Annotated in this window: 20 protein-coding genes and 2 pseudogenes; 9 read left to right on the top strand and 13 right to left on the bottom strand. The window is 50.8% G+C overall.

Annotation, left to right across the window (positions count from 1 at the left end):
• Positions 1–39: 39 nt before the first annotated feature.
• Positions 40–996 (bottom strand): iron-sulfur cluster repair di-iron protein, encoded by a 957-nt coding sequence (ric, locus tag O71_RS16745; protein WP_007659161.1) that lies wholly within the window; start codon positions 994–996, stop codon positions 40–42.
• Positions 997–1,153: 157 nt separating this feature from the next.
• Here ric and O71_RS16740 point away from each other — a divergent pair, with 157 nt between their 5' ends.
• The 5 genes from O71_RS16740 to O71_RS16725 all read left to right on the top strand — a co-directional run bounded on the left by O71_RS16740 (position 1,154) and on the right by O71_RS16725 (position 7,509).
• Positions 1,154–4,489, top strand: a complete 3,336-nt coding sequence (locus O71_RS16740) for a vitamin B12-dependent ribonucleotide reductase (RefSeq protein ID WP_369750976.1) — start codon at positions 1,154–1,156, stop codon at positions 4,487–4,489.
• A gap of 656 nt (positions 4,490–5,145) precedes the next feature.
• On the top strand, positions 5,146–5,592 hold the full coding sequence (locus tag O71_RS24705; RefSeq protein WP_202800236.1) for a hypothetical protein: 447 nt from the start codon (positions 5,146–5,148) through the stop codon (positions 5,590–5,592).
• Between the two features lie 91 nt (positions 5,593–5,683).
• Positions 5,684–6,460, top strand: coding sequence for a DUF3800 domain-containing protein (locus tag O71_RS16735; protein WP_007659159.1), 777 nt, complete (start codon positions 5,684–5,686; stop codon positions 6,458–6,460).
• A 138-nt stretch (positions 6,461–6,598) separates the two neighbouring features.
• A complete protein-coding gene (locus O71_RS16730; protein ID WP_007659158.1) occupies positions 6,599–6,793 on the top strand; it encodes a hypothetical protein in 195 nt (64 codons plus the stop codon).
• 8 nt (positions 6,794–6,801) lie between these two features.
• The gene (locus tag O71_RS16725) at positions 6,802–7,509 is read left to right on the top strand and encodes a hypothetical protein (RefSeq protein ID WP_007659157.1); all 708 of its coding nucleotides are present in this window, start codon (positions 6,802–6,804) and stop codon (positions 7,507–7,509) included.
• A 48-nt stretch (positions 7,510–7,557) separates the two neighbouring features.
• On the opposite strand, the gene O71_RS16720 is transcribed toward O71_RS16725, so the two are convergent.
• From O71_RS16720 to O71_RS16705, 4 genes are read right to left on the bottom strand one after another with little or no spacing between them, the layout of a single operon-like run.
• Positions 7,558–8,013 carry a hypothetical protein gene (locus O71_RS16720; RefSeq protein WP_040574541.1) on the bottom strand — a complete coding sequence of 152 codons (456 nt, stop codon included), beginning with the start codon at positions 8,011–8,013 and terminating at the stop codon, positions 7,558–7,560.
• Positions 7,986–8,846, bottom strand: coding sequence for a hypothetical protein (locus O71_RS16715; protein ID WP_040574539.1), 861 nt, complete (start codon positions 8,844–8,846; stop codon positions 7,986–7,988). Before O71_RS16715 ends, O71_RS16720 begins: the two co-directional genes overlap by 28 nt.
• Before the next feature lie 3 nt (positions 8,847–8,849).
• Complete coding sequence (locus O71_RS16710; RefSeq protein WP_007659156.1) at positions 8,850–9,290, bottom strand: hypothetical protein; 441 nt, start codon at positions 9,288–9,290, stop codon at positions 8,850–8,852.
• The gene (locus O71_RS16705) at positions 9,287–9,931 is read right to left on the bottom strand and encodes a thioredoxin family protein (RefSeq protein WP_007659154.1); all 645 of its coding nucleotides are present in this window, start codon (positions 9,929–9,931) and stop codon (positions 9,287–9,289) included. Before O71_RS16705 ends, O71_RS16710 begins: the two co-directional genes overlap by 4 nt.
• Before the next feature lie 239 nt (positions 9,932–10,170).
• Between O71_RS16705 and O71_RS16700 the strand changes: the two genes are divergently transcribed.
• From O71_RS16700 to O71_RS16685, 4 genes are all read left to right on the top strand, one after another.
• Positions 10,171–11,364 carry a proline dehydrogenase family protein gene (locus O71_RS16700; RefSeq protein WP_040574537.1) on the top strand — a complete coding sequence of 398 codons (1,194 nt, stop codon included), beginning with the start codon at positions 10,171–10,173 and terminating at the stop codon, positions 11,362–11,364.
• Between the two features lie 272 nt (positions 11,365–11,636).
• Positions 11,637–13,442 (top strand): hypothetical protein, encoded by a 1,806-nt coding sequence (locus tag O71_RS16695; RefSeq protein ID WP_007659152.1) that lies wholly within the window; start codon positions 11,637–11,639, stop codon positions 13,440–13,442.
• 7 nt (positions 13,443–13,449) lie between these two features.
• Positions 13,450–13,899: a 6-carboxytetrahydropterin synthase gene (locus O71_RS16690; protein ID WP_007659150.1), complete on the top strand. Its 450-nt coding sequence runs from the start codon at positions 13,450–13,452 to the stop codon at positions 13,897–13,899.
• A gap of 166 nt (positions 13,900–14,065) precedes the next feature.
• Positions 14,066–14,287 carry a hypothetical protein gene (locus O71_RS16685; RefSeq protein ID WP_040574535.1) on the top strand — a complete coding sequence of 74 codons (222 nt, stop codon included), beginning with the start codon at positions 14,066–14,068 and terminating at the stop codon, positions 14,285–14,287.
• Positions 14,288–14,423: 136 nt separating this feature from the next.
• Here the strand turns inward: O71_RS16685 and O71_RS16680 are convergent, their stop codons facing one another.
• The 8 genes and pseudogenes from O71_RS16680 to O71_RS16650 all read right to left on the bottom strand — a co-directional run bounded on the left by O71_RS16680 (position 14,424) and on the right by O71_RS16650 (position 20,843).
• Complete coding sequence (locus O71_RS16680; protein ID WP_007659145.1) at positions 14,424–15,191, bottom strand: ABC transporter permease subunit; 768 nt, start codon at positions 15,189–15,191, stop codon at positions 14,424–14,426.
• Complete coding sequence (locus O71_RS16675; protein ID WP_369750975.1) at positions 15,188–15,667, bottom strand: ATP-binding cassette domain-containing protein; 480 nt, start codon at positions 15,665–15,667, stop codon at positions 15,188–15,190. Before O71_RS16675 ends, O71_RS16680 begins: the two co-directional genes overlap by 4 nt.
• Positions 15,634–15,879 (bottom strand): ATP-binding cassette domain-containing protein, encoded by a 246-nt coding sequence (locus tag O71_RS27475; protein WP_369750974.1) that lies wholly within the window; start codon positions 15,877–15,879, stop codon positions 15,634–15,636. Before O71_RS27475 ends, O71_RS16675 begins: the two co-directional genes overlap by 34 nt.
• A pseudogene (nosD, locus tag O71_RS16670) lies at positions 15,842–17,157 on the bottom strand (nitrous oxide reductase family maturation protein NosD). Before nosD ends, O71_RS27475 begins: the two are co-directional and overlap by 38 nt.
• The gene (locus tag O71_RS16665; RefSeq protein ID WP_007659140.1) at positions 17,141–17,608 is read right to left on the bottom strand and encodes a nitrous oxide reductase accessory protein NosL; all 468 of its coding nucleotides are present in this window, start codon (positions 17,606–17,608) and stop codon (positions 17,141–17,143) included. Before O71_RS16665 ends, nosD begins: the two are co-directional and overlap by 17 nt.
• A gap of 16 nt (positions 17,609–17,624) precedes the next feature.
• On the bottom strand, positions 17,625–18,206 hold the full coding sequence (locus O71_RS16660) for a hypothetical protein (protein ID WP_007659139.1): 582 nt from the start codon (positions 18,204–18,206) through the stop codon (positions 17,625–17,627).
• 83 nt (positions 18,207–18,289) lie between these two features.
• Positions 18,290–20,274, bottom strand: a pseudogene (gene nosZ / locus O71_RS16655) (Sec-dependent nitrous-oxide reductase).
• Between the two features lie 68 nt (positions 20,275–20,342).
• Complete coding sequence (locus O71_RS16650; protein ID WP_155800975.1) at positions 20,343–20,843, bottom strand: cytochrome c; 501 nt, start codon at positions 20,841–20,843, stop codon at positions 20,343–20,345.
• Positions 20,844–21,323: the final 480 nt, after the last annotated feature.

Below are 21,323 nucleotides of genomic sequence, written 5' to 3'. Positions count from 1 at the left end.
TCGTGGGTGGCCCTTTAAAAATCCTGAAAATCCTGATCCTTACTTCAGTACCTCCTTCTCCAGCTCCACTGCTTTCGGGAACAGCACATTGTTCTCGAGGTGGATGTGGCGATGCAGGTCTTCTTCGAACTCCTGCAGCTTCGAGAACATTACTCTGTAAGTCGCGCAGGCATCGGCTGGTAACGTGTAGTTCTTGGTCAGAGTGCGGATGGCAGCCAGTTCGTCGCCGGCGGCTTCGTGCTCCATCTCCATCATGTTAATCGGATTCTGAATGCTGCCGAATGCGGGACGGTCTATTTTCACGCCGCTCTTTTGGGCTTCTTCCAGTTGCTTGATGAATGGGAAAAGCACGCGCTCTTCTTTCGGCATGTGGGCCTCCAGCTCGTTGGCGATGTTCACAAAGTGCTTGGCTACTTCCACTACCTCTGGGTGACGGCCGCCGTGCACACGCGCTACTTTGGTGGTGTACTCGTACAGCGTAGGTATAGCCTCGCGCACGTAGCTGTGGTGCATGTTCACGATGTAGTCGCTCAGGAAGCTCAGGCTCCATTTTTCGTACTCGTTGCCGCGTGTGGTGGCGCTGCCTGTTTCAGGTATAGCGTTCAGCTCGCTTTCAACTACTTCGGGGCTAATGCCTTTTTCTTCACATACCTGTTTCAGCGATTTCTTGCCTCCGCAGCAAAAGTCAATGCCGTATTTTTTGAATACCTGCGCCTTGCGGTAGTCTTTGGCTACGAGTTCGCCCACGGTCTCCCCCTCTTCGGGAGTCAGTTTTGAGATTTTCACTTCCCAGATTTCGGGGCCCTGCAACAGGTACTCCCACTTAAAGGTATTGCCTCGCTCGCCGAGCAACTGGTAGTACAGGGGCTTCGGGTCGTGGTCGTTGTGAATCACGAAAGCCTCGCCGCCATTCAGGTTGTCGAACCAGTTAAAAATGGTCGGGTGCTTCATGCGTGGCTCCAGTACCCTTACGTCTAATTTTTCTATGGTTTCCATGGTGTTGTTTTAAATGAATAATGGGTTGTAAATGATTGCCGATGTAAAAGTATGTACGAAAATAATTAAATAAAAGATAAAAAGGTCTTTTTTTCTTAATTATTTAATTTCTACATTTACTCCAGCCTATATAGCCAATCACGATATACCATAACTTATTAAAAATCAACGTAAAAAAATTAAAACAAGCCTTATGAAAAAAGGAAGTCCCCGAGCCAGCGGTCTGGCTGTTTCCCGCTTCTTCACCCAACCAGGTGGGAGCCCGTATGCCTTGTTCGACTACGAAACACGGTCCTCCACCATCCGCGACCCGAGCGGCGGCATTGTGGCCGAGATAAAGGATGTGGAAGTGCCTGCCCAGTGGTCGCAGATTGCCACGGACATACTCGCCCAGAAGTACCTGCGCAAGGCGGGCGTGCCGCAGCCTGATGGCGGCAAGGGCCCCGAGAAATCAGTGAAACAGGTAGTGCACCGACTGGCCGATTGCTGGCGCTCGTGGGGCGAAGGCCATGGTTATTTTAAGACCAAAGAAGACGCGCAGGCATTCTACGACGAACTAGTGTACATGCTCCTCGGGCAGTATGCCGCGCCTAACTCGCCGCAGTGGTTCAACACGGGCCTCTACAATTCCTATAAGTTAAAGGGCAAGGCGCAGGGACACTATTATGTAGACCCCGAAACCGAGAAGCTGCAGGAGTCGACATCGGCGTACGAGCGACCGCAGCCGCATGCCTGTTTTATACTGGCCGTGGACGATGACCTCGTGAACAAAGGCGGCATTATGGACCTGTGGGTGCAGGAAGCCCGCATATTTAAGTATGGCTCGGGCGTCGGCACCAATTTCTCGAACATCCGTGGCAAGGACGAAGCGCTGGGCGGTGGCGGCAGCTCTTCGGGCTTGATGTCCTTTCTGAAGATTGGCGACCGTGCGGCGGGGGCTATTAAGTCGGGCGGCACGACAAGGCGGGCGGCCAAGATGGTGTGCCTCGACCTCGACCACCCCGAGATTGTGGAGTTCATCAACTGGAAAAAGGAAGAAGAGAAAAAAGTGGCGGCCCTGATTGCAGCGGGCTACTCGGCCGACTACAATGGCGAAGCCTACCAGACTGTGTCGGGCCAGAACTCGAACAACTCGGTGCGGGTGCCGAACTCCTTTTTTAAGGCGCTCCAAAACAACGAACCCTGGCACCTGCGTGCCCGCTCCACTGGCAAGGTGGTGAAGTCCATACCTGCCCGTGAGCTGTGGGATCAGATAGCCGACGCCGCCTGGTCCTGCGCCGACCCTGGACTGCAGTTCGACACAACGATTAACGAGTGGCATACCTGTCCCGCCGAAGGGCCGATACGTGCCTCTAATCCGTGCTCGGAGTACATGTTCCTCGACAACACGGCCTGCAACCTGGCCTCGCTCAACCTGATTCGCTTTTTCGATGAAGCCACGCAGGCCTTTGATGTAGCCGCTTACCGCCACGCCTGCCGCCTCTGGACCATGGTGCTGGAGATTTCGGTGCTGATGGCGCAGTTCCCCTCCGAAGAAGTAGCGCAGCGCTCCTACGATTACCGCACCATCGGCCTCGGCTATGCCAACCTCGGCGCTTTGCTGATGGTGCAGGGCCTCGCCTACGACAGCGACGAAGCCCGCACCGTGGCCGCAGCGCTCACCGCGATTATGACGGGTACGGCCTATGCGACTTCTGCCGAGATGGCCGCTGAACTGGGGGCTTTTCCGAAGTATAAACCCAACGCAGAAGCCATGCTGCGCGTCATCCGCAACCACCGTGCGGCCGCGCACAACCAGCCCGAAGCCTACGCAGGCTTGTCTATACCTGCGCAGCCGCTCGACCCTGCCCTTTGTCCCGACTACCTGCACCAGGCCGCCTGTAAAGCCTGGGACGAGGCCTTGGAGCTGGGGCAAAAGCACGGCTACCGCAATGCGCAGGCCACGGTCATCGCCCCGACGGGTACCATCGGGTTGCTGATGGACTGCGACACGACGGGCGTGGAGCCTGACTTTGCGCTGGTGAAGTACAAGAAGCTGGCGGGTGGCGGTTATTTCAAAATCATCAACCAGTCTATACCTGCCGCGCTGCGCAAACTGGGCTACACCGAAGCCGAGCTGCAGGCCATCGTGAACTACGCCAAAGGCCACGCCACGTTCAAAGGCGCTCCGCACATTAACGCGGAGAGTTTACTGGCGAAAGGATTCACACAGGAAGAGATTCAGAAATTGGCAGCGGCCCTGCCGACGGCTTATGATGTGGCCTCGCTCTTCAGTGCCTATACCCTGGGCGACGCCACCCTGCAGCGACTCGGCTTCAGACCCGAACAGTACCGCCAGCCTGACTTCAACCTGTTAAAGGCGCTCGGCTATACCTATGCCCAGCAGGAAGAAGCGAGCGACTACATCTGCGGCACCATGACCACCGAGCGGGCGCCCTACCTGCGTGAGGAGCATTACCCTGTGTTTGACTGCGCCAACAAGTGCGGACAGAAAGGCAAGCGCTTTATCCGACCAGAGGGGCACATCCAGATGATGGCGGCGGTGCAGCCGTTCATCTCGGGGGCCATCTCCAAGACCATCAACCTGCCCAACGAAACCACCCGCGAAGAAGTGGCCCGTTGCTACCTCCTGTCGTGGGAGCTGGGCCTGAAAGCCTGTTCGATTTACCGCGACGGCAGCAAGCTTTCACAGCCGCTCTCGTCGGGCAGCAAGAAAGCCGAAACCAACGAAACACCCGACGCAGAAGCGCCGCAGACCGACAACAGCATAAGCGCCGAACAGGTGTTGCAGGCGGCCAAGGCCATTCTGGAAGACGCCGCCAACGAGCCGTTCCGCAAGCAACTGGCCCACATGGTGGAGCGCCGCAAGCTGCCCGATAAGCGCAGCGGTTTCACCCAGAAAGCCAAGATTGACGGCCACACCGTGTACATCCGCACGGGCGAGTACCCGAACGGCGACCTGGGCGAAGTGTTCATCGACATGTACAAGGAGGGCGCCTCGTTCCGCTCCATCCTCAACTGTTTCGCCATTTCGGTGTCGCTGGGCCTGCAGTATGGCGTGCCGCTGGAGGAGTTCGTGAACCGCTTCACGTTCACCCGTTTCGAGCCAGCGGGCCGTGTGGAGCACCCCAACATCAAGTCGGCCACCTCGGTCTTCGACTACCTCTTCCGCCTCCTCGGCTACGAGTACCTGCAGCGCGAAGACCTGGTGCATGTGCCGCGTGAGAAAACAGAAGCCCCCGCCCCGCCCGTGGCCGCGGCTTTACCTGCCGTAACAAAGCCAGCGGCCCAGCCCGAGCCAGTCACCGACGTGAAAGCCAACGGCTATACCCTGGTGTCGCAGAGCCGCACCGTGCTACTGGAACAGACCCAACAGGTGCTGGCCAACATGATGGGCGACGCTCCCATCTGCAACGTCTGCGGCCACATCACCATCCGCTCGGGCACGTGCTACAAATGCCTGAACTGTGGGAATAGTTTGGGGTGTAGTTGAGGGAGTAAATTAGAAATGAAACAGGAGCGTCTGGTAGGCGCTCCTGTTTTTTTGTTTGGTTGGGATAATAACTAGCTATAATTAGGAAAGGGCTATATTAGCTTTATTAAATGCCGATGGTATGTCTAAGGAAGACTTAAATTAATTCATTAACCTATAAAAAACTACTTTCGCATTTATTTCGAAAAATGTCATAGTGACTACCTTAGGATAGTTAGATATAATTATAAAAATATGTTGTCTAAACGAACTTTATTAGAAATCGTCCACATAATTGAGAACTGGAATGCAGCTGAATTAGATAGATTCGGGCTCACATTTGGCATAGAATTACCAGAACAATTAAATGGTCGAAACTTATCTAAGGACAAAAAAGGAATATAATATTTTCAGTTCTAAGTTCTAATGAAATTCATGGACCCTTTACTGATAATTTACAATTAGATTCTATTCAGTATATTCTTGATAAATTAATTAGAGAAACTCCAGCTCGACCTAGGGTCTCTTTTGATTTTTTTGAAATTGAACCAGTCTATGAACAACCAATTGATTACGATAATAGCTTTTCTGAAAATTATAGCCGTCTTTACAACTCATTAAAGAGGGACGGGTTTACTATTAGGAATAGCCAAGTTGTTCCACTTCTACCCGAAGAATTGATTAGCGCAAATATCGAAAATGAATTAGTTCGTATGCTTACTAAGTTTAATTTCAATACAGCTAAAGGACATTTAGAACAAGCAATAGAAAATCATTCAATCGGAAACTGGGCTGGAGCTAATGGACAATTTAGGACATACATGGAGTCTTTGTTAATTGAAATTTCAAACAAACTGATTCCTAGTAGGACATGTACAAACATAGGTGATGCAATTAATTGGCTCTCTAATCCTGCAATTTTAAGTCCCGTTCTGTTGCATAAAAATCTAAACGAAGTTCCTGAAACAGGTCTAAATTTTCCTTATGTTAATGGTCTATGGAAAAGGTTACATCCTACAGGCTCACATCCGGGATTATCAGATGAAGAAGATTCAACTTTTAGATATCACACCCTGATTGTTTTCACTAGATATTTGTTAAGCAGAATAGAAAGCAGAGTCTAATAATAACTGTACTTAACGAAGTATAAATATCGCTTCAGTCGAAGGCCTTAGGTTGAGTATAATTTATAAGAAACTGTTTGCTATAATTATAATGGGACAATTTTACATAGACGAAAGTATTCACGATGAAGCTGATTTTATAATCGGTGCTTGCGTCTATTCAGACGTTGACATAAACGAAAAAATTATTGAGATTACTAAATCTTGTGGATTTGATCCCGACAAGTTTGAATTTAAAAGTAGTGCGAGCTATTCTAAAGAGCCTGAAAAAGCGCAAGTACGTGAACGACTAAAAGGATTACTTGTCGACAGTTGCAGACTTGGGATTGTAGTTATTCCAAGGGCAAGTAGAGAGCAACTTGGCTTTGAGTGTATAAAAGCTGTGAAGCAATTTATAGATAGTAATGAAAGTATTACTGAACCTATCTGCGTTTATGTAGACCAAGGAATGTTTACGTCAAGAGATAAAGCCGAACAATTAATAGCTTCATTAAAAATTAAGCGCTGTGAATTTAATTTAGAACAGAATTCACTAGAAATTAAAGGTATTCAACTTGCAGACCTCGCGGCTCATATCGTTTCAATACAACTTAAAGATGCACTAGGACTAGTTACAAAAACTGTAAAGGCTGGCAATAACTCCGGTTACGAACCAGACATGGATATTGAACTTGGATTTGAATTGTGGGCGAGCATACGTTACACATTTTTCAATGAAGGTTCTAAACTTTATACTAATGACCCCATTGCCGACGCAACTTTAAAAGTCGAACCTTACGGACTTTATATATCAGACCTTTGTGGTAAAAATTTGTCCGACATTGCAAGAAAAAAATTTGGCAACATATTTTTAGGATGTATACATTGAAAAAAATCGTTACATCTTATAAGGGCTTCATTAGTCAGGATAACGTGCGGAGTTTCAAATCAGGTTTAATGATTATAATCGTTGCTAAATCCCTAAAGTTACACATATGTGTAATTTAAAAAAGTTGTAAATAACAACATGATAACAAACATCCCAAGTTATACAGACTATGAAAAAATTGCTAAAGAGTGTTGGGCTCAGGCAATAGATACACTATATAATATTGACAAACAAATAGATGACTTTGAGCTTGAAGATGAATTAACTAAAGAAATATACGATTTTTCACAACCTCACTACAGAACTGCAATTATATTATTACATCAGGTATAGAAGCCATAATGAAAGCAACTATTTGTAATCATTCCCCTATGTTACTTATAGACAATAAACGTACTGACTGGCCAGTACTTCCTAACCAAAACACCAAGGATTTTAATGAATTATTTACCATAGGTGCAGAGTCCCTATTATATACTTATTGCGCTGTAGCAGGAAGTCAAGTATCTCAAGTAACAGTAGTATTCTTAGAAAGAATCAGGAAAGTTCGAAATGAAATTGTTCATGGATTTTCTTCTAAAAACCTGAATCCTAGGGATATATTGGTAGACATACTAAACTGTTTCACTACATTCTTAGGCAAAGATGAATGGTGGAATGAAATGCGACGTTTAAATTGGGAACATCCAATAATGTCTTATTTTGACGCTAGAGCAGAACAAGCAAATTTTGCTGAAAAATTAGATTATGTTCTAGACAAAATTGGGAAGAGTGAGTTTCTTAAACATAGTAATTTCAACATAAAGCAAAGAAGATATATTTGCCCTTATTGCAAAGATGGATTCGAAAGAGAGTATGATGAATATAAGCTGAAATGGGCTATTTTAAGCCCTAACTCATCTACTAGTACTACTTTGAAATGTTATAACTGTGACGAAGAAACAGATGTTATAAGAAAAGACTGTTTATATGATGATTGTATGGGTAATGTAATATATGAAGAAGATGGCGGCTCTGAATATTGCATGACTTGTAGTTTTGCGCAGTAACAGAAAAGACTTATAGCCCCAGCTATTCAGCAAATCCTAATTTAAAAATTAAGAACAGACAACCACCCCACTCACCCTCACCCCCCGCTGCCCCATAAACAACATTCCCAACCCCAGCGGCATGGGCACAGTCGCCCAGAACATCAGCCAGTTGAAACTCGGAAAAGCCGTTAGCCCGAGCCAGAGCAAAGTGCCCTGCCCGAATAGCAGCAATTCCGTGGCGAAGAAGCCCGTCAGGAAAAGCACCAGCCCGATACCGCCATATCGGCCGAGTTGGTAGAGGCCTTGCTGCAGGAGGAAGCCAAGCACGAAGAGCGACACAAAGCCGAGCAAGGACAGGTGCAGATAGCCGATGATGAAGTAGCGGAGTTTATAGGCCAGGTCGGCCATGTACGGGAAAGCGGAGGCCGTCTGCAAGGCCAGCTTCAGCACGAAAAAGAACAGCGCCATACCTGCCAGCGCCCGCACCCAGGGCTTCACGCCAAAGGCACCACCTCGGCCCATACCTGCCGCAGCACTTTTGCCAGGTATAGCAAGCCCGCCAGTTGCATCGCCACCGACACATACCCGATGGCATATACCCAGTCCGCAGGTTTGGTCCAGAGCACCGAGAGCGCATAGGCGGGCAGACAGGCCAGCGCCAATAGCCAGAAAGCCCGCATGGCCCAGCGGCGGTTGAACGTGATGTGGTGGCGCTCCAGAAACCAGAACAGCAAGCCGAGCACGGCAAAGGTGAACCAGCCGTTGTACTGGAAGTGCAGGTAAAAATAGATGGCCGAGTAGTAGAGTTCGCCGCCAATGGTGCCTTTCGCCATAATCGGCCCCATTGCCCAGGGACCGAAGGACGACAGCACCATAAACAGCAAGGCCGCCCCGATGTACTTCAGAGAAATGGCGTGTGTGCTGGTGTCGACGTTGTGCTGCACATAACGCCAGTAGCTGCGGGCAAACCAGTAGCTGAGCAAAATGTGCATGGTCGAGAAGATGATGGAAAACAGCGCATAGCCCTGCACGGGAAAGGTGAACAGCATGCCCAGCACCGATACCTGCGTCAGAAAAAACTGCCGTCGGAATGAGCGGCGGTCAGCGGAGGTAGAGGCTGGAAAAATGTATAGCAAAGCTGCAAAAAAGGCGCAGTAAAGCCAGCCCAGCAAAGCCACATGCGAATGCGCGTGCAGGAAGTTCTTGTAGTTCACCCCCACCACCGGCGACACCATCAGCCAGCGCAGGAAAAGGCCCAGCACTGCCACCAGCACAAAATACCCGAGCGCAAGCCGAGCCCGCACCAGGGTGTCCTGTTCCGTTATAGGTTGCCGCTGCGCCTTTACCTCCACCATCGTTTATTTAAAATAGGTGTTGTATTCTTTTAGTCGCGTGCTTACCCGTGCTAATGCCTGTTCAGACAGGTGCTCGTCTTTTTCGGCCAGCACGTTCACATCCTCCACCAGCGGCACCAGGTATACGTGCAGCATGTCGTGGTCGGGCCCTTTCATGCGGCAGTCTTTGAAGAGCTGTTGCAGTTCGGCTTTCATCGAAGACCCCAAATCGTTGTAAGCTTCTGCCGAATTGTTCTCGGCCTGCAGCTTAAACTCCTGCAGCATAGCTTGCAATTGGGCGATGTGGCGGTTGGTCGGCTCGTCGGCCTGCCAACGCTCGGTGCCGTTCAGGGCCAGCGTTTGCTCTTCGTTAATTACTTCAGTATGCTCTGTTTCCAGATCGCGCTCGTGTCCGCACATCGAGGTCAGGCTGGCCAGAAATATGGCGATGATGATTAGCTTCATGATACCACTCCCTCCTCTTTTTCCTGCACAGGTATAGCCTGTTGTGCCAGGCGCAACAAGTCCTGCTGCAGCGATTGGCTGCGGTCTTTCGCATACTGCGTATGCACCAGTGTACCTATCTCCTCTTTCGTCGCATTTGGGTTCTCCTCTTTAAAGTGCAGCACTTGTTCGAGTATCGCCAGCGGTCGCGGCCCCCAGGTGAACAGGCGCTCGTTCGTTTCGGCGTTCAGGCAAATCAACTTAGGTATAGCGCGGCTTCCGTTGGTAAGGCAGGTGTCCATCCAGGCCGGGTTTTCGTCGCGCAGAATAATAGTCAGTTCGATGGTCGGCACGGCGTCAGCAATAGCGGCAAGAGCAGGCAGTTGCTGCGCTCCGTCGCCGCACCACGACTCCACCAGCACTACCCAATGCCACTCAGGGCGCGGTTGCTGCAGGGCTGCAAGCAAGTCAGGGTTGATGGCAAATTGCTTCTCGACGCGCTTCATGCGCTGCTGGTTCAGCCTGGTATAGCCAATGCGCTCTTCGGTTTGCTCCGGACCTGAAGTTTGGTTGTTGGCTACAAGTTCATCAACCAGTTGTCTGAAGCTCTGGTAGGTCAGCGGGTTGATGAGTTCGGGGGTCAATATATCGGGGGTATTCATGAGACGTTTAGGTTAAATTATACTGCAAGTCTACCCATCTATACCTGCTTATAAAATGACTTAAGTCACTCACATACAATAATTAACAAACCTCTAACCGGATGTAAAAATAAATACATAGAAAATGACCTATGTCATTATTTTGACTAACGATGCTCATTTCTGAGGGCTTGAAATTAGCCTACCTTGTCATGCCATATATCCTGTTAAGATGGCATCTATCCTATCAAATTACACACATGGGCGTCACTACCATACAACCAACTACATTATTCGATCCGGAAGATCTTAAAATCGCTTTTAGCAATAAAACGGATGAAGAACTTAAACTTGCCCACTTCCTATTCAGGATGATGGGTAAGCCCACGCTAGTCAAACTGGGCGGCATCGCCACAGTCTGGGCGCTTAAGCTTGGGCTGCCGATAAAAGGCCTGGTAAAAAATACGATCTACCGTCACTTTTGCGGAGGAGAAACGGCGCAGCAGGCACAGCTAGCCATCCGCCGCATGGCCAAAGCCAAGGTATACACCGTGCTCGATTACGCCGCTGAAGCGAAGGAAGACGAAGACGGTTTCGACTACGTACTCGACGAGATCATGCGCAACATCCGGCTGGCAAAAGTCACTGGGGAAATTCCTTATATCAGTGTGAAACTGACAGGTATAGGCTCCCGCGACATTTTCCAGAAATTGCAGGAAGGCGAGTTGCTTACAGCCGAGGAAACAGCTGCCTTTCAGCGCACAGAAAACAGGCTCGACCTGATCTGCAAAGCCGCCTTCGAGGCCAACATTACGGTATACATTGACGCAGAGGAAAGCTGGCTGCAGCAGGCCATGGACGAGCTGGCCGAAAAGATGATGCTGCGCTATAACGAGCACCGTGCCGTGGTGTTCAACACGTTGCAAATGTACCGCACGGACCGCATCGCTTACCTCACCGATCTGCTCAAAAGAAGCGAAGGCTATGATGTGGTGCTGGGTATAAAGATCGTGCGGGGCGCCTACATTGAGAAAGAGCAGGAACGAGCCGCAGAGTATGGCTATCCGAGCCCGGTATTCAGCATCAAAGCCGACACCGATCACAGCTTTGACAAAGCCATCGACATCTGTCTGCAAAATCTACATAGAGTAGAACTTTGCGCCGCGACGCACAACGAAGCCAGCACCCGCTACCTTGTCAACCAGATCAACCGCCGGGGTATAGCTGACCACCGCAAGTGTATCTACTTCTCGCAGCTCTACGGCATGAGCGACAACCTGACCTACAACCTGGCCAGCGCCGGCTTCAATGCTTCCAAATATCTGCCCTACGGCGATGTGGCCACTACGCTGCCTTATATGATCCGGCGGGCGGAGGAGAATACGTCCATTGCCGGGCAGATGGGCAGGGAGTTGAGTTTGCTGGAGGCGGAGATGAAGCGGCGGGGGTTGTAAGTTCGCAGAGAGTGATCATCCCCCTGCCCCCTTCAAAGGGGGACGCTCTTGGAACGATTAACACACCCCTGCCCTCTCAAGAGGGGAATCATCTTGCAAGAAAGTCCCCCTTTGAAGGGGGCAGGGGGATGACCCGGTATATGCGAGAATCCTGAAAATCCTCTAATCCTGTAAATCCTTGGGGTAGGGGCCCTATGTAGAGATTCAGACAAAATGGGCTAGAGACAAAACAAAAAGTAACCAATCAGTAAATCGATACAGCATTTTCATTCATGATCAAAAACACACCGCACACCTTCCACATCCCGGTTATGGGTCTGGCCTTTTCCATCGACTCGCCCATGAAAGTGGCGCAGTACGGCATTTCATCGGTTATCTCGCTGAGCGACGATACCCTGATCGAACAGATGCGACAGCACTACAGTCAGGTATACCAGGAGCGCTTCACGCCCATCACCCCTAAAGAAGAGGACTACCGCGCCCGTCGCATCACAGAGTACCTCAATTTGGCCGACCGTATTGTGAAGCAGCAAGTGGAAAGCCTGAAACAGGAGTCATTTGATGCGGAGTCGCGCCTGACCAAGTACTTTTTGCTGCTGCCTGACCAGGCGCCGCTCAAGGTTCTCTATCAGAAGATGGTGCAGACCAACAATCCGGAGCTGAAAAAGATCATGCAGGATGAGCTGCGCCAGGCTGTGGTACCAGGAAGTATCGATGTGAACATCATGACGAAGCTCGACAAAACCAATTATGACAAAGACGGCAATCCGCTGCCATCGGAGTACTCCGACGCACTGGCCGCACTGCGTGGTTTTGCAAAGAGTACCGTGCACGCTTCGGTGATCTTCTCGGCTGGTATGAACATGCGCCTCTACAGTTACCTGGAACAATTCCCGTGCTTCTTCCCAGATGAAAACGGCTACCTGCAGAAACAGGTGGTGATCAAAGTGAGTGATTACCGCTCGGCATTTGTGCAGGGCAAGATCCTGGCTAAGAAAGGTATCTGGGTATCGGAGTTTCGTATTGAGTCGGGCCTGAACTGCGGTGGGCACGCTTTTGCCACAGACGGCTACCTGATCGGCCCGATCCTGGAGGAGTTCAAGCAGAACCGACAGGCGATGCAGGAGGAGCTCTATACCTTGTTTAGCAATGCCCTCACAACCAAAGGCTATACCGTGCCAGCCACTGCGCCAAGCATGCACATTACGATGCAGGGGGGTATTGGCACAGCCGAGGAGCACAGCTTCCTGCTGGAGCACTACGGCATGGACGCAGCCGGTTGGGGCACACCGTTTTTGCTTGTACCCGAAGCCACTACGGTAGACGTAGAAACAATGGAGAAGCTGGCACGTGCCAAAAAAGAAGACCTGTACCTGAGCCCGATTTCCCCGCTTGGAGTACCCTTCAACTCGCTACGCGGCACAAGTTCTGAAGCTCTTACACTGTCCCGCATTGAAAAAGGCAAGCCGGGCAGTCCGTGCGAGAAGAAGCACCTTGTCTCCAACACAGACTTCACGAAAGAGCCCATCTGCACCGCCTCCCGCAAGTACCAGCGCAACAAGCTCGTGCAGTTGCAGGGATTAGGTTTGCCGGAAGCGGAATACAAAGCCCAGGAAGCCAAAGTACTGGAGAAAGAGTGCCTCTGTGAAGGACTTGCCAACACAGCCCTCGTAAAACTAGGTATAGCACGCAAAGCTGTCGCGTCCAGACCGGTGGCCATTTGCCCGGGACCGAATCTGGCCTACTTCTCTAACATCTTCAAGCTGCAGGAGATGGTGGACCATATTTACGGCCGCACGAACGTGCTCAACAACACCTACCGTCCGCACGTGTTCGTCAACGAGCTGCGGATGTACGTGGACTACTGGAAGAACAAGAAGGCAGAGTTGCAGGAGAGCATGACCGACAAGCAGGAGAAATACCTGCAGAACTTCTGGCAAAACCTGCAGCAAGGTATAAGCTATTACAAAGAGCAGCTACCTGTTCTGTTCAAGGATCAGTTGGAGAAGCGCGTGCTGATGCTGGATGAATTACTGGACGCAGAAGACCAATTACAGTTGGCGAATCAGAAGATATAAACCGAACATGAGTAGCATACGATTAACCCGCCTGTTCACATTCGAGGCAGCACATGCCCTCCAGAATTACAAAGGGGGCTGCCATAACATACACGGGCATTCTTACAAACTGGAAGTAACCATCATCGGCACACCCATCGTGAGCGAGACGCACCCGAACGACGGCATGGTGATGGACTTCAAGGAGCTGAAAAAGATCGTGCAGGAAACGATCATCGAGCCGATCGACCATGCGCTCTTGCTGCGGCATGATGCGCCGCTGGAGCTGGTGGAGGCGCTGCGGCACCTTAGTCATAAACTGGTGCTCACGCCCTTCCAGCCGACATGCGAGAATATGCTGATCGATTTCAAACAGAAGCTCAGGCATTTATTACCGCCGCAGGTCAGGCTGCATAGCCTCAAGCTCTGGGAAACAGAGAAATCCTTTGCAGAATGGTACGCTTCAGATAACCAGTAAGTAAATCTTACCTCCAGCTAAACCGCCCTGTTCGTTAGGCCAAAAGCAACGGACAGGGCGGTTTGTTTTATATGTTTCAGAATAGTACTACCTGATTCCCAACGCCATACCATGAAACGAAGCCGCCTGTTATCCGTTGTAAAGTCTGTTACCAATGAACACGACTATGAAAAAGGCATTTATAATTTTTATTGGCATTTTCTTCTTCTCCTGCAGTTCGGACAATACCACGCACGATACCGCTACTGATACACGTGGCACTGAAAGTATGGATGAAAGTGTAGAGATTGGTTCTGGCGAAGAGATCAACCCACAACTGGAAATGCAGGACGACACAGCCGCATTTGAAGTTGATACGGTGACGACTCCAAGACGGAATAATCAGTAAAGTTGGTTTTGCTTTCACTGTCTGTTGTACTGGTGTGGCGGCGGTCTCGGTCATGGCGCAAGTGTCAACGCTCGCGTTATGTATCGTGGGGCCTCTGGCCCAGGTATAGCTGTTGCATTAGGTATAGCAACCTGATTCACATATCCCTCCTCTTAAATATCCTCCTGGAGGCCAGCACCGGCACGAGCACCCAAAGCACCATCACCGCGAAGGCAATGCCTATGCCCCACAGGCTGCCGAAGATGCTCTTGTACAGGGCCCCGGTGTAGCCCATCATGGCCGACACGTCCAGGTTGAGCAGCACCAGCACGCGGCCCAGGTCCACCGGGTTGAGAGCCGTCAGCGCCAGGGTGGCATACTCCAAAGGGTAGTCGGCAAAAGAGTAGAGAATAAACAAGACGATACCGTCGTAGATCAGGGCAAAGTAGAACCAGAGCAGCAGCGCTATACCTATCCCTTTGGCCTTGTCGCGGGTGATGACCGAGGCCAGGAAGGCCAGCGCCACGAAGATAAAGGTGATAAAGATACCTGTCAGCACCAGGTACAGGCCCGTGGCGCCGGGCGCGAAGAGCAGCACCGGTACACCCACCCCGATCATGAAGGCGGCTGACAGGGAAAGCGACACCCCCAGGTACTCGCTCATGAAGATCTTGCTGCGCCGGATGGGCTGGGACACCAGCAGCTCCATGAACTCGTAGGAGTTGTAGAAGTGGGTCGTGCCGAAGACGATGCTGATCAAAGGCACGGTCAAAAGCACCAGGTTCAAAAGGCTCAGCAGGCCCTTGTCAGGACTGCCCCCCAGGTTAAACAACCCGATGGAGAGCAACAGCAAGAACAAGGTATAGGCAACGATAATCTTGTTCCTGACGATGTCGTAGAGTACGTATTTGATGATCTTGTTCATGGCTTGTATCCTTCGTTCATGATTTTGGCAACGGCTCGGCTCAATCTGGTTTCCTGTGTTTGCGCTTTTAAGTCAGAAATCGTTTCATAGAACATCACACTGCCATCCACCAGGCACAGCACCTCATCCGCCACCTCTTCCACTTCGCTCATCACATGCGAAGTAATCAGAATCAGTTTACCTTTCTTTTTCTCTTTCAGGATTTTGCCTTTCAGTATTTCAGCTGCAAAAGGGTCCAAACCAGCGGTTGGTTCATCGAGAATAAGCACCTGCGGGTCGAACATGAAGGCAAGTGCCGCACTCACTTTCTGCTTCGTACCGCCTGACAGTGCGCCCATCCGCTTTTCGTACATCTCTTCCAGCCGGTACAAACCAATCAGTTCATCATCAACGGCAGCATCCTTGCGGATGTCACGGATCATTTCGATCACCTGCCGGATCTTCATGTTCTCGGGATACTTTCCGATCTGGGGCATATACCGATCTGGCTGCGGTAGGCGTACTTTTTCAGCACACTCTCGCCATTGAATCTGATATCGCCGCTGTCAGGCAGCACCATGCCCAGTATGCACTTGCTCATGGTGGTTTTGCCAGAGCCGTTCGGCCCTATTATGGATATGACTTTGCCTTTGTCCAGCTCAACGCTCACGTTACGGAGCACTTGCAGCTTGCCGTAGGACTTGTACAAATTCTCTATTGTTATCATGATTCACTTTCTTCATCAAGGGGCGCTCGTCCACCAGGTTTTGTGGAATGATACTTGGCAGCACTCTTTCCATGTTATCGAGCAGGTCTACCATAAAGCTACGCATCAGCATCACCGAAGGCGGCACCCGCTCGATCAGCATGGAGTACAGACTCACCGGCCGGTAGGGCACATCGCCTACTCCGTTTTTGTCCAGGTCGTAGCCGCTATACTTCTCCCAGTAGTTGTGCTCAAAGTGGTTGTGCTGCGCATTTCCGTTGGTACTGATGTCAAAGGAATTTCCGGTGAAGTTGTTGAGCCGGAAGGTGTCCTGTATACAGGTAGTCATCAGTTTAATGGCCCAGCCGTTGCGCTCAAAATCGTTGTTTCTGAAATCAAGGCGGCTCGAACTTTCCATGTGTATACCTGTGGTATTGCGCCGGAATGTGTTGTTGTAAATAACACTGTTGTTTATTTCTTTCAGAAGCAGACCGTACGATGCTGCACCCCAGTTATCCTCAAACACGTTGTGCTCCATCCGGACGTTTGTGGTATACATCACCGCCACACCTGCCCGTTTTTCCGGAAGATGTTATGGGTATAGGCATTCCCGTCCGAGAACATAAAGTGCAGGCCGTAGCGGCTGTTCTGGTGGCTGAGGTTACGCTCCACGGTGCTGTTTTTCACTGTCTCCAGGTAGATGCCGTCCCGGTGGCCCTGCACCTCGTTCCCTATTATCTGCACATCGTCTGTATAGTACACATGAATGGCATTGCCCAGCGAGGACTCGGTTCTGCCCACGTTCTCCCCTTTTACCACATTGCCCTTAACAACGATGCCATCCGAATACTGCAGGTATATCCCGTAATAGGTTTTCAGGATGGTGTTGTCGAGGATCTGGATGTTGTTTTGCTGCCTGACCCGGATGGCAGCGTCGTCGCGGGTATAGCTGGTGGCTACGTTCTGCAGCGTGAAACCCTGAATGGTTACGTTGTCAGACAACACCGTGATGATCTGACCGCTGTTGTTACTATCTATCACCGGGTTGTTCTGCCCGATCAGGCGGATGGGCTGGGTGATCTCTATACCTGACTCCAGGTACACGCCGCCGTCCACGAGCACCACGTCGCCGGCCTTCGCCTGGCTTACGGCCTGTTTCACGGAGGTATAGGTGCAGTTGGTGCATACCTTTAGTGTGCCGCCAACCGCCTGCAGGCTCGTTAGCAGCAACACTAAAGTGCATGCTGTCCAAACTACTATCTTTTTACTCAGGTTTTTCATTGTTTTTAACGGCTTCTTTTGCCCCTTCCCAGTTCAGCAGGCGGCCTCCATACTCCTGTTGCAGCCTGCTGGCTGTGGCCTCGTCTGCCACCGCTGTCAGGTACATGCCCATGGGGCTGGGTAGCTCCCGGCTTTGCAGAAAGTGTGCCTTGTCTACCTCAACCAGGTTATCAGGGTTGGTGAAGTCCGTTACCAGCAGGTAAGCCGCAGCATCGCTCAGTTCCGGCTGCTCCAGTGCGTAAGCGGCCAGGCACTCCGCCGAATCAAAGAAAAAAGCTTTGCCCTTGTCGTTTACCAGCTCAGCGCCATACCGGCTGTCAGACACGGTCATCTGGCAATGGACGCAGTTAGCCTCACCATAGGGCACGGGTTTCGGCTCCACCGAGCAACCTGCGGCTCCTATCAGCAGGAGTAGTAGGCTCAGTGTGTAAAGGGTGGTTTTGTGTAGCATGTCGAAGATTTTCGGTTTAAGTGAAATAAGTTTTACGCCTGCTTAACAGGTATACGAGTCCGCCTATAACGATAGCCAGGAAGATGCCCAGGCTCCCCCAGGCGGGCAGCGAAAGCGCATTAAAGTTGAGCAGCGCCTTGTGACCCAGCAGCGGCGGGATGTAGGTCATGCCCGGCACTTTGATGGGAGCTTCCGGGTCGAGGTTGGTGCCGAACTTATGCAGCCAGAGGTAAAAGTCTGCGATGCCAGCTGCACCAGCTATGGCCAACAGAATCACCCAGTACAGCACCAGTTTTCTTTTCCCGAGAATCCCAGCCAGCACGCCCGTCATCATAAAGAAGATGACGATGTAGGGCATGTACTTGAGCTCGGCAAAAGAGTCCGGATGAATGGCCTCCATGCCGATGTAGTGGTTCAGGATATTGAAGTTCTGGAGCACGTGGTCAGAGCTTCCGCCCAGCTTGTTTATCCAGATGTGCAGTTCCAGCCCCTCGGGGTACTGCGGCGCCTCCAGGTAAATCTTCCACATCGGGAAGAAAAACAGTGTGCCCAGCGACAAAGCGGCTATTACCATCAGTATTCTCAGGTATATGCGCATAATTTCCTATTTAGGTTGGAGGTATAAAAAGACAGCGAAGCCTGGTTTTAACAAACTCCGCTGTCTTACACAATCAGCTAATCTTAGTTTACGCTTGCCTGGGCCGGAGGGACCGGTTTCTTTTCTCCTGTCGAGAACTTGATAGGGACGTTGGATCCCCTTGGCGACACCCGCACGTAGCCTTGCATTTCCTGGTGCAGGGCCGAACAGAAGTCCGTGCAGTAGAACGGGTAAACGCCTTCCTGCTTCGGTACCCACCTCAGCGACTGCGTGGCACCCGGCATGATCAGGGTTTCAGCATTGTTGGCGCCCATGATCGCAAAGCCGTGCGGCACGTCCCAGTCCTGCTCGAGGTTGGTCACATGGAAGATGACCGTATCACCTACCTGCACACCTCGATATTATCCGGCGTAAAGTGGCTTCGGATAGAGGTCATGTTCACTTTAACGGTCCTACCCTGCCGCGTCACGCTCACGTCAGATTCTTTCTTCACAGCCTCCGGGTGCGTGTTTTCGTCCAGCTTAAAGAATTTGACGCTATTTGGTGCCACCTTGTCTGCCTGTATCGCCTGGGCGTAGTGCGGCTCTGCCAGGGTCGGGAAATCGAGCAGCATCCGCATTTTATCTCCGCTGATGTCGATCAGCTGTGCGGAGTGCAGCAGTTCAGGCCCGGTTGGTAGGTAGCGGTCCTTGGTGATCTTGTTCATCACGACCAGGTATTTGCCATCTGGCTCTCTCGTGTCGCCGCCCGGAATCATCAGGTGGCCTGGGGAGTAGTAAACCGGCATTCTGTCCAGTACCTGCAGGTCTTTCACATTCCACTTCACTACTTCCGACGACACAAACATGGTAGAGTACGCATTGCCTCTGCCATCAAACTCCGTGTGCAATGGTCCTAAACCAGGCTCCTGTACTTCGCCGTAAAGAACCGATTCATACTTGAATACAGGTATACCATTCACCTCGCCGTCAAAGTCCTTGTTTTCGATGGCCTGCTGCATTTTAGAGAAAGAGAACACAGGAAGCGTGGCGGCCAGTTTTCCGTTCACCACCATGTACTCCCCTGTCGGGTCCACGTCGATGCCGTGCGGCGACTTAGGCGCCGGGATCAGGTACATCATGCCCGGGCACTCTTCCGGCAGCAGGTAGCGCACTGATTTCTTCACGGTAGACTTGGCGATATGGGAGTTGTGGTCCATCGTGTTGTGGTAATAGTTGGCTGGCATCTCGTGTGCCTTCCCTTCGGCGGCATACTTGGCTGCCAGTTTCCAGTTGATGGCCGCCAGGTAATCGCGGTCGTTCTGGGATGCTCCCAGTTCTTTCAGTGTGGAAGACTTCTCGGTGTTGTAAGTCGTAAAGAACACCCAGTCACCGGAAGGACCTTTGCCGCCATTGGCCAGGTCATAATCAAAGCCGGGTACCAGTATCTGGAAGTCCAGTTCCATGTGGCCATCGTCTTCATTCGTTTTGATGAAAGAGATAGAGCCGCGGAACTTGTCCTTATACTCGGAAAGACTGGCATCTCCCATCCCGGCTTTATCTGTGTTTATCGGCACACTGAAACGCGTACCCGCCAGTATGTACTCGTTGTTGTTGGTTGGGTATGGCGAGCAGTGGTTACCGGCAGAGTTCGGGATCTCCATGATCTCCACTGTCTCAAATGTGGTCAGGTCCACCTTAGCTACACGTGGCGTGTTGTTGCCGTTCACGTACAGGTACTTACCATCGGCCATACCGTCGGAGCGGGAGAGTTTGGGGTGGTGCAGATCATCCCAGGGCACGAAGCCGTGTGAGGTCATCAGCATGGGCTTTGTCTCTTCGTTGTAACCGTAGCCGTTTTCAGCGAACTGCGTAAAGACAGGTATAACTTTCAGCAGCCTGCCCGATGGAAGTCCGTAGACTGAAACCTGCCCATTGAAACCTCCTGATAGGAAAGAATAATATTCATCGTGTTGCCCAGGCGGAACATAAACGGCGGCGGCGGCATCAGAGTCAACTGTGCCGGATTTCTGATTTCCTTCTCCACCTCCACATCCCTGCAATACCGCGCCTGCCATCATCATCGACATAAAGCCTAACTTTGGTGCTATTCTTTTTAACTTCTGCTTTAGTACTTCCATGATATAAGGGGTTTAGTTTACTTTCCTTGTGCCTGAAGGTCATTCAGTCTTAAGAACTCCAGTATAGCGCGCGCGTCCTGCTCGTTGATGTTCTGGTTGGTCATCTGTGTTAAGTGCTCAGCCAATAGTTTCTTGGCGGTGGGGTCTTTCTTAGTCATTTCCTCCGGGTTGATCACCATGTTCATGATCCATTCTGGCTTGCGTTTTTCGGTTACTCCCAGCAGGCCCGGGCCCACCACTTTATCAGCTGTCAGGGTATGGCAGGCGGAGCACTTTCCTTCAAAGATGGTCTTACCTTCAGCCGCCAACGCATCATCGATATTCTCGCTTATTTCTATAGAAGAAACAGGTCCTATACCTTTGCCATCATCCTCTACAGGGGCCTGTTCCTGCTGGTGAGCCAATCCGGTTTGTTCCTGTGATTCGGCAGAATTATTCTCGTTATCACCTGATGAACAGCTAAAAAGTAAAGAGCCGCAGAAGAGTGCTACTACACTATACCTGATAGAACTTGGCATAAGATCTCGTAGCGTTCTGTTTAATGAAAAGAGTTGATTTGTCATAGTTCTGGATAGTTAAGGTGAGCAATCGTTAAACATTCTTGGCCCTTGTTTACGCAGACCTTTCATTTCAGTTCAATTTGGGCAAGTATATACCGCAATCAGCAGCGTATTACACCCTTCTCCCTATTTTTTAATACGGATAACAAAGGCAGATTTCATCCAAATCCATCAAAAACAAAAGAGCGCAGACCTCAGGGTTTGCGCTCTTTTGTCTAATAACACTGTCTTATCACTTAACCAGGCAGCAGGTGTTTCACATCATTTACAGATCCCTTCTGGTAAAAGCTCTTCTGGAGGCCAGCACCGGCACGAGCACCCAAAGCACCATCACCGCGAAGGCAATGCCTATGCCCCACAGGCTGCCGAAGATGCTCTTGTACAGGGGCCCCCACGACGTCTGATCATCAGTACAGCACGTACGCTGAGCAATCGATC

Source organism: Pontibacter sp. BAB1700 (genome assembly GCF_000277005.1).
In the GTDB taxonomy this organism is placed as follows: Bacteria; Bacteroidota; Bacteroidia; order Cytophagales; family Hymenobacteraceae; genus Pontibacter; species Pontibacter lucknowensis.
Note: the sequence above shows the minus strand (reverse complement) of the source record. Positions and strands in the feature narration are given on the sequence as shown.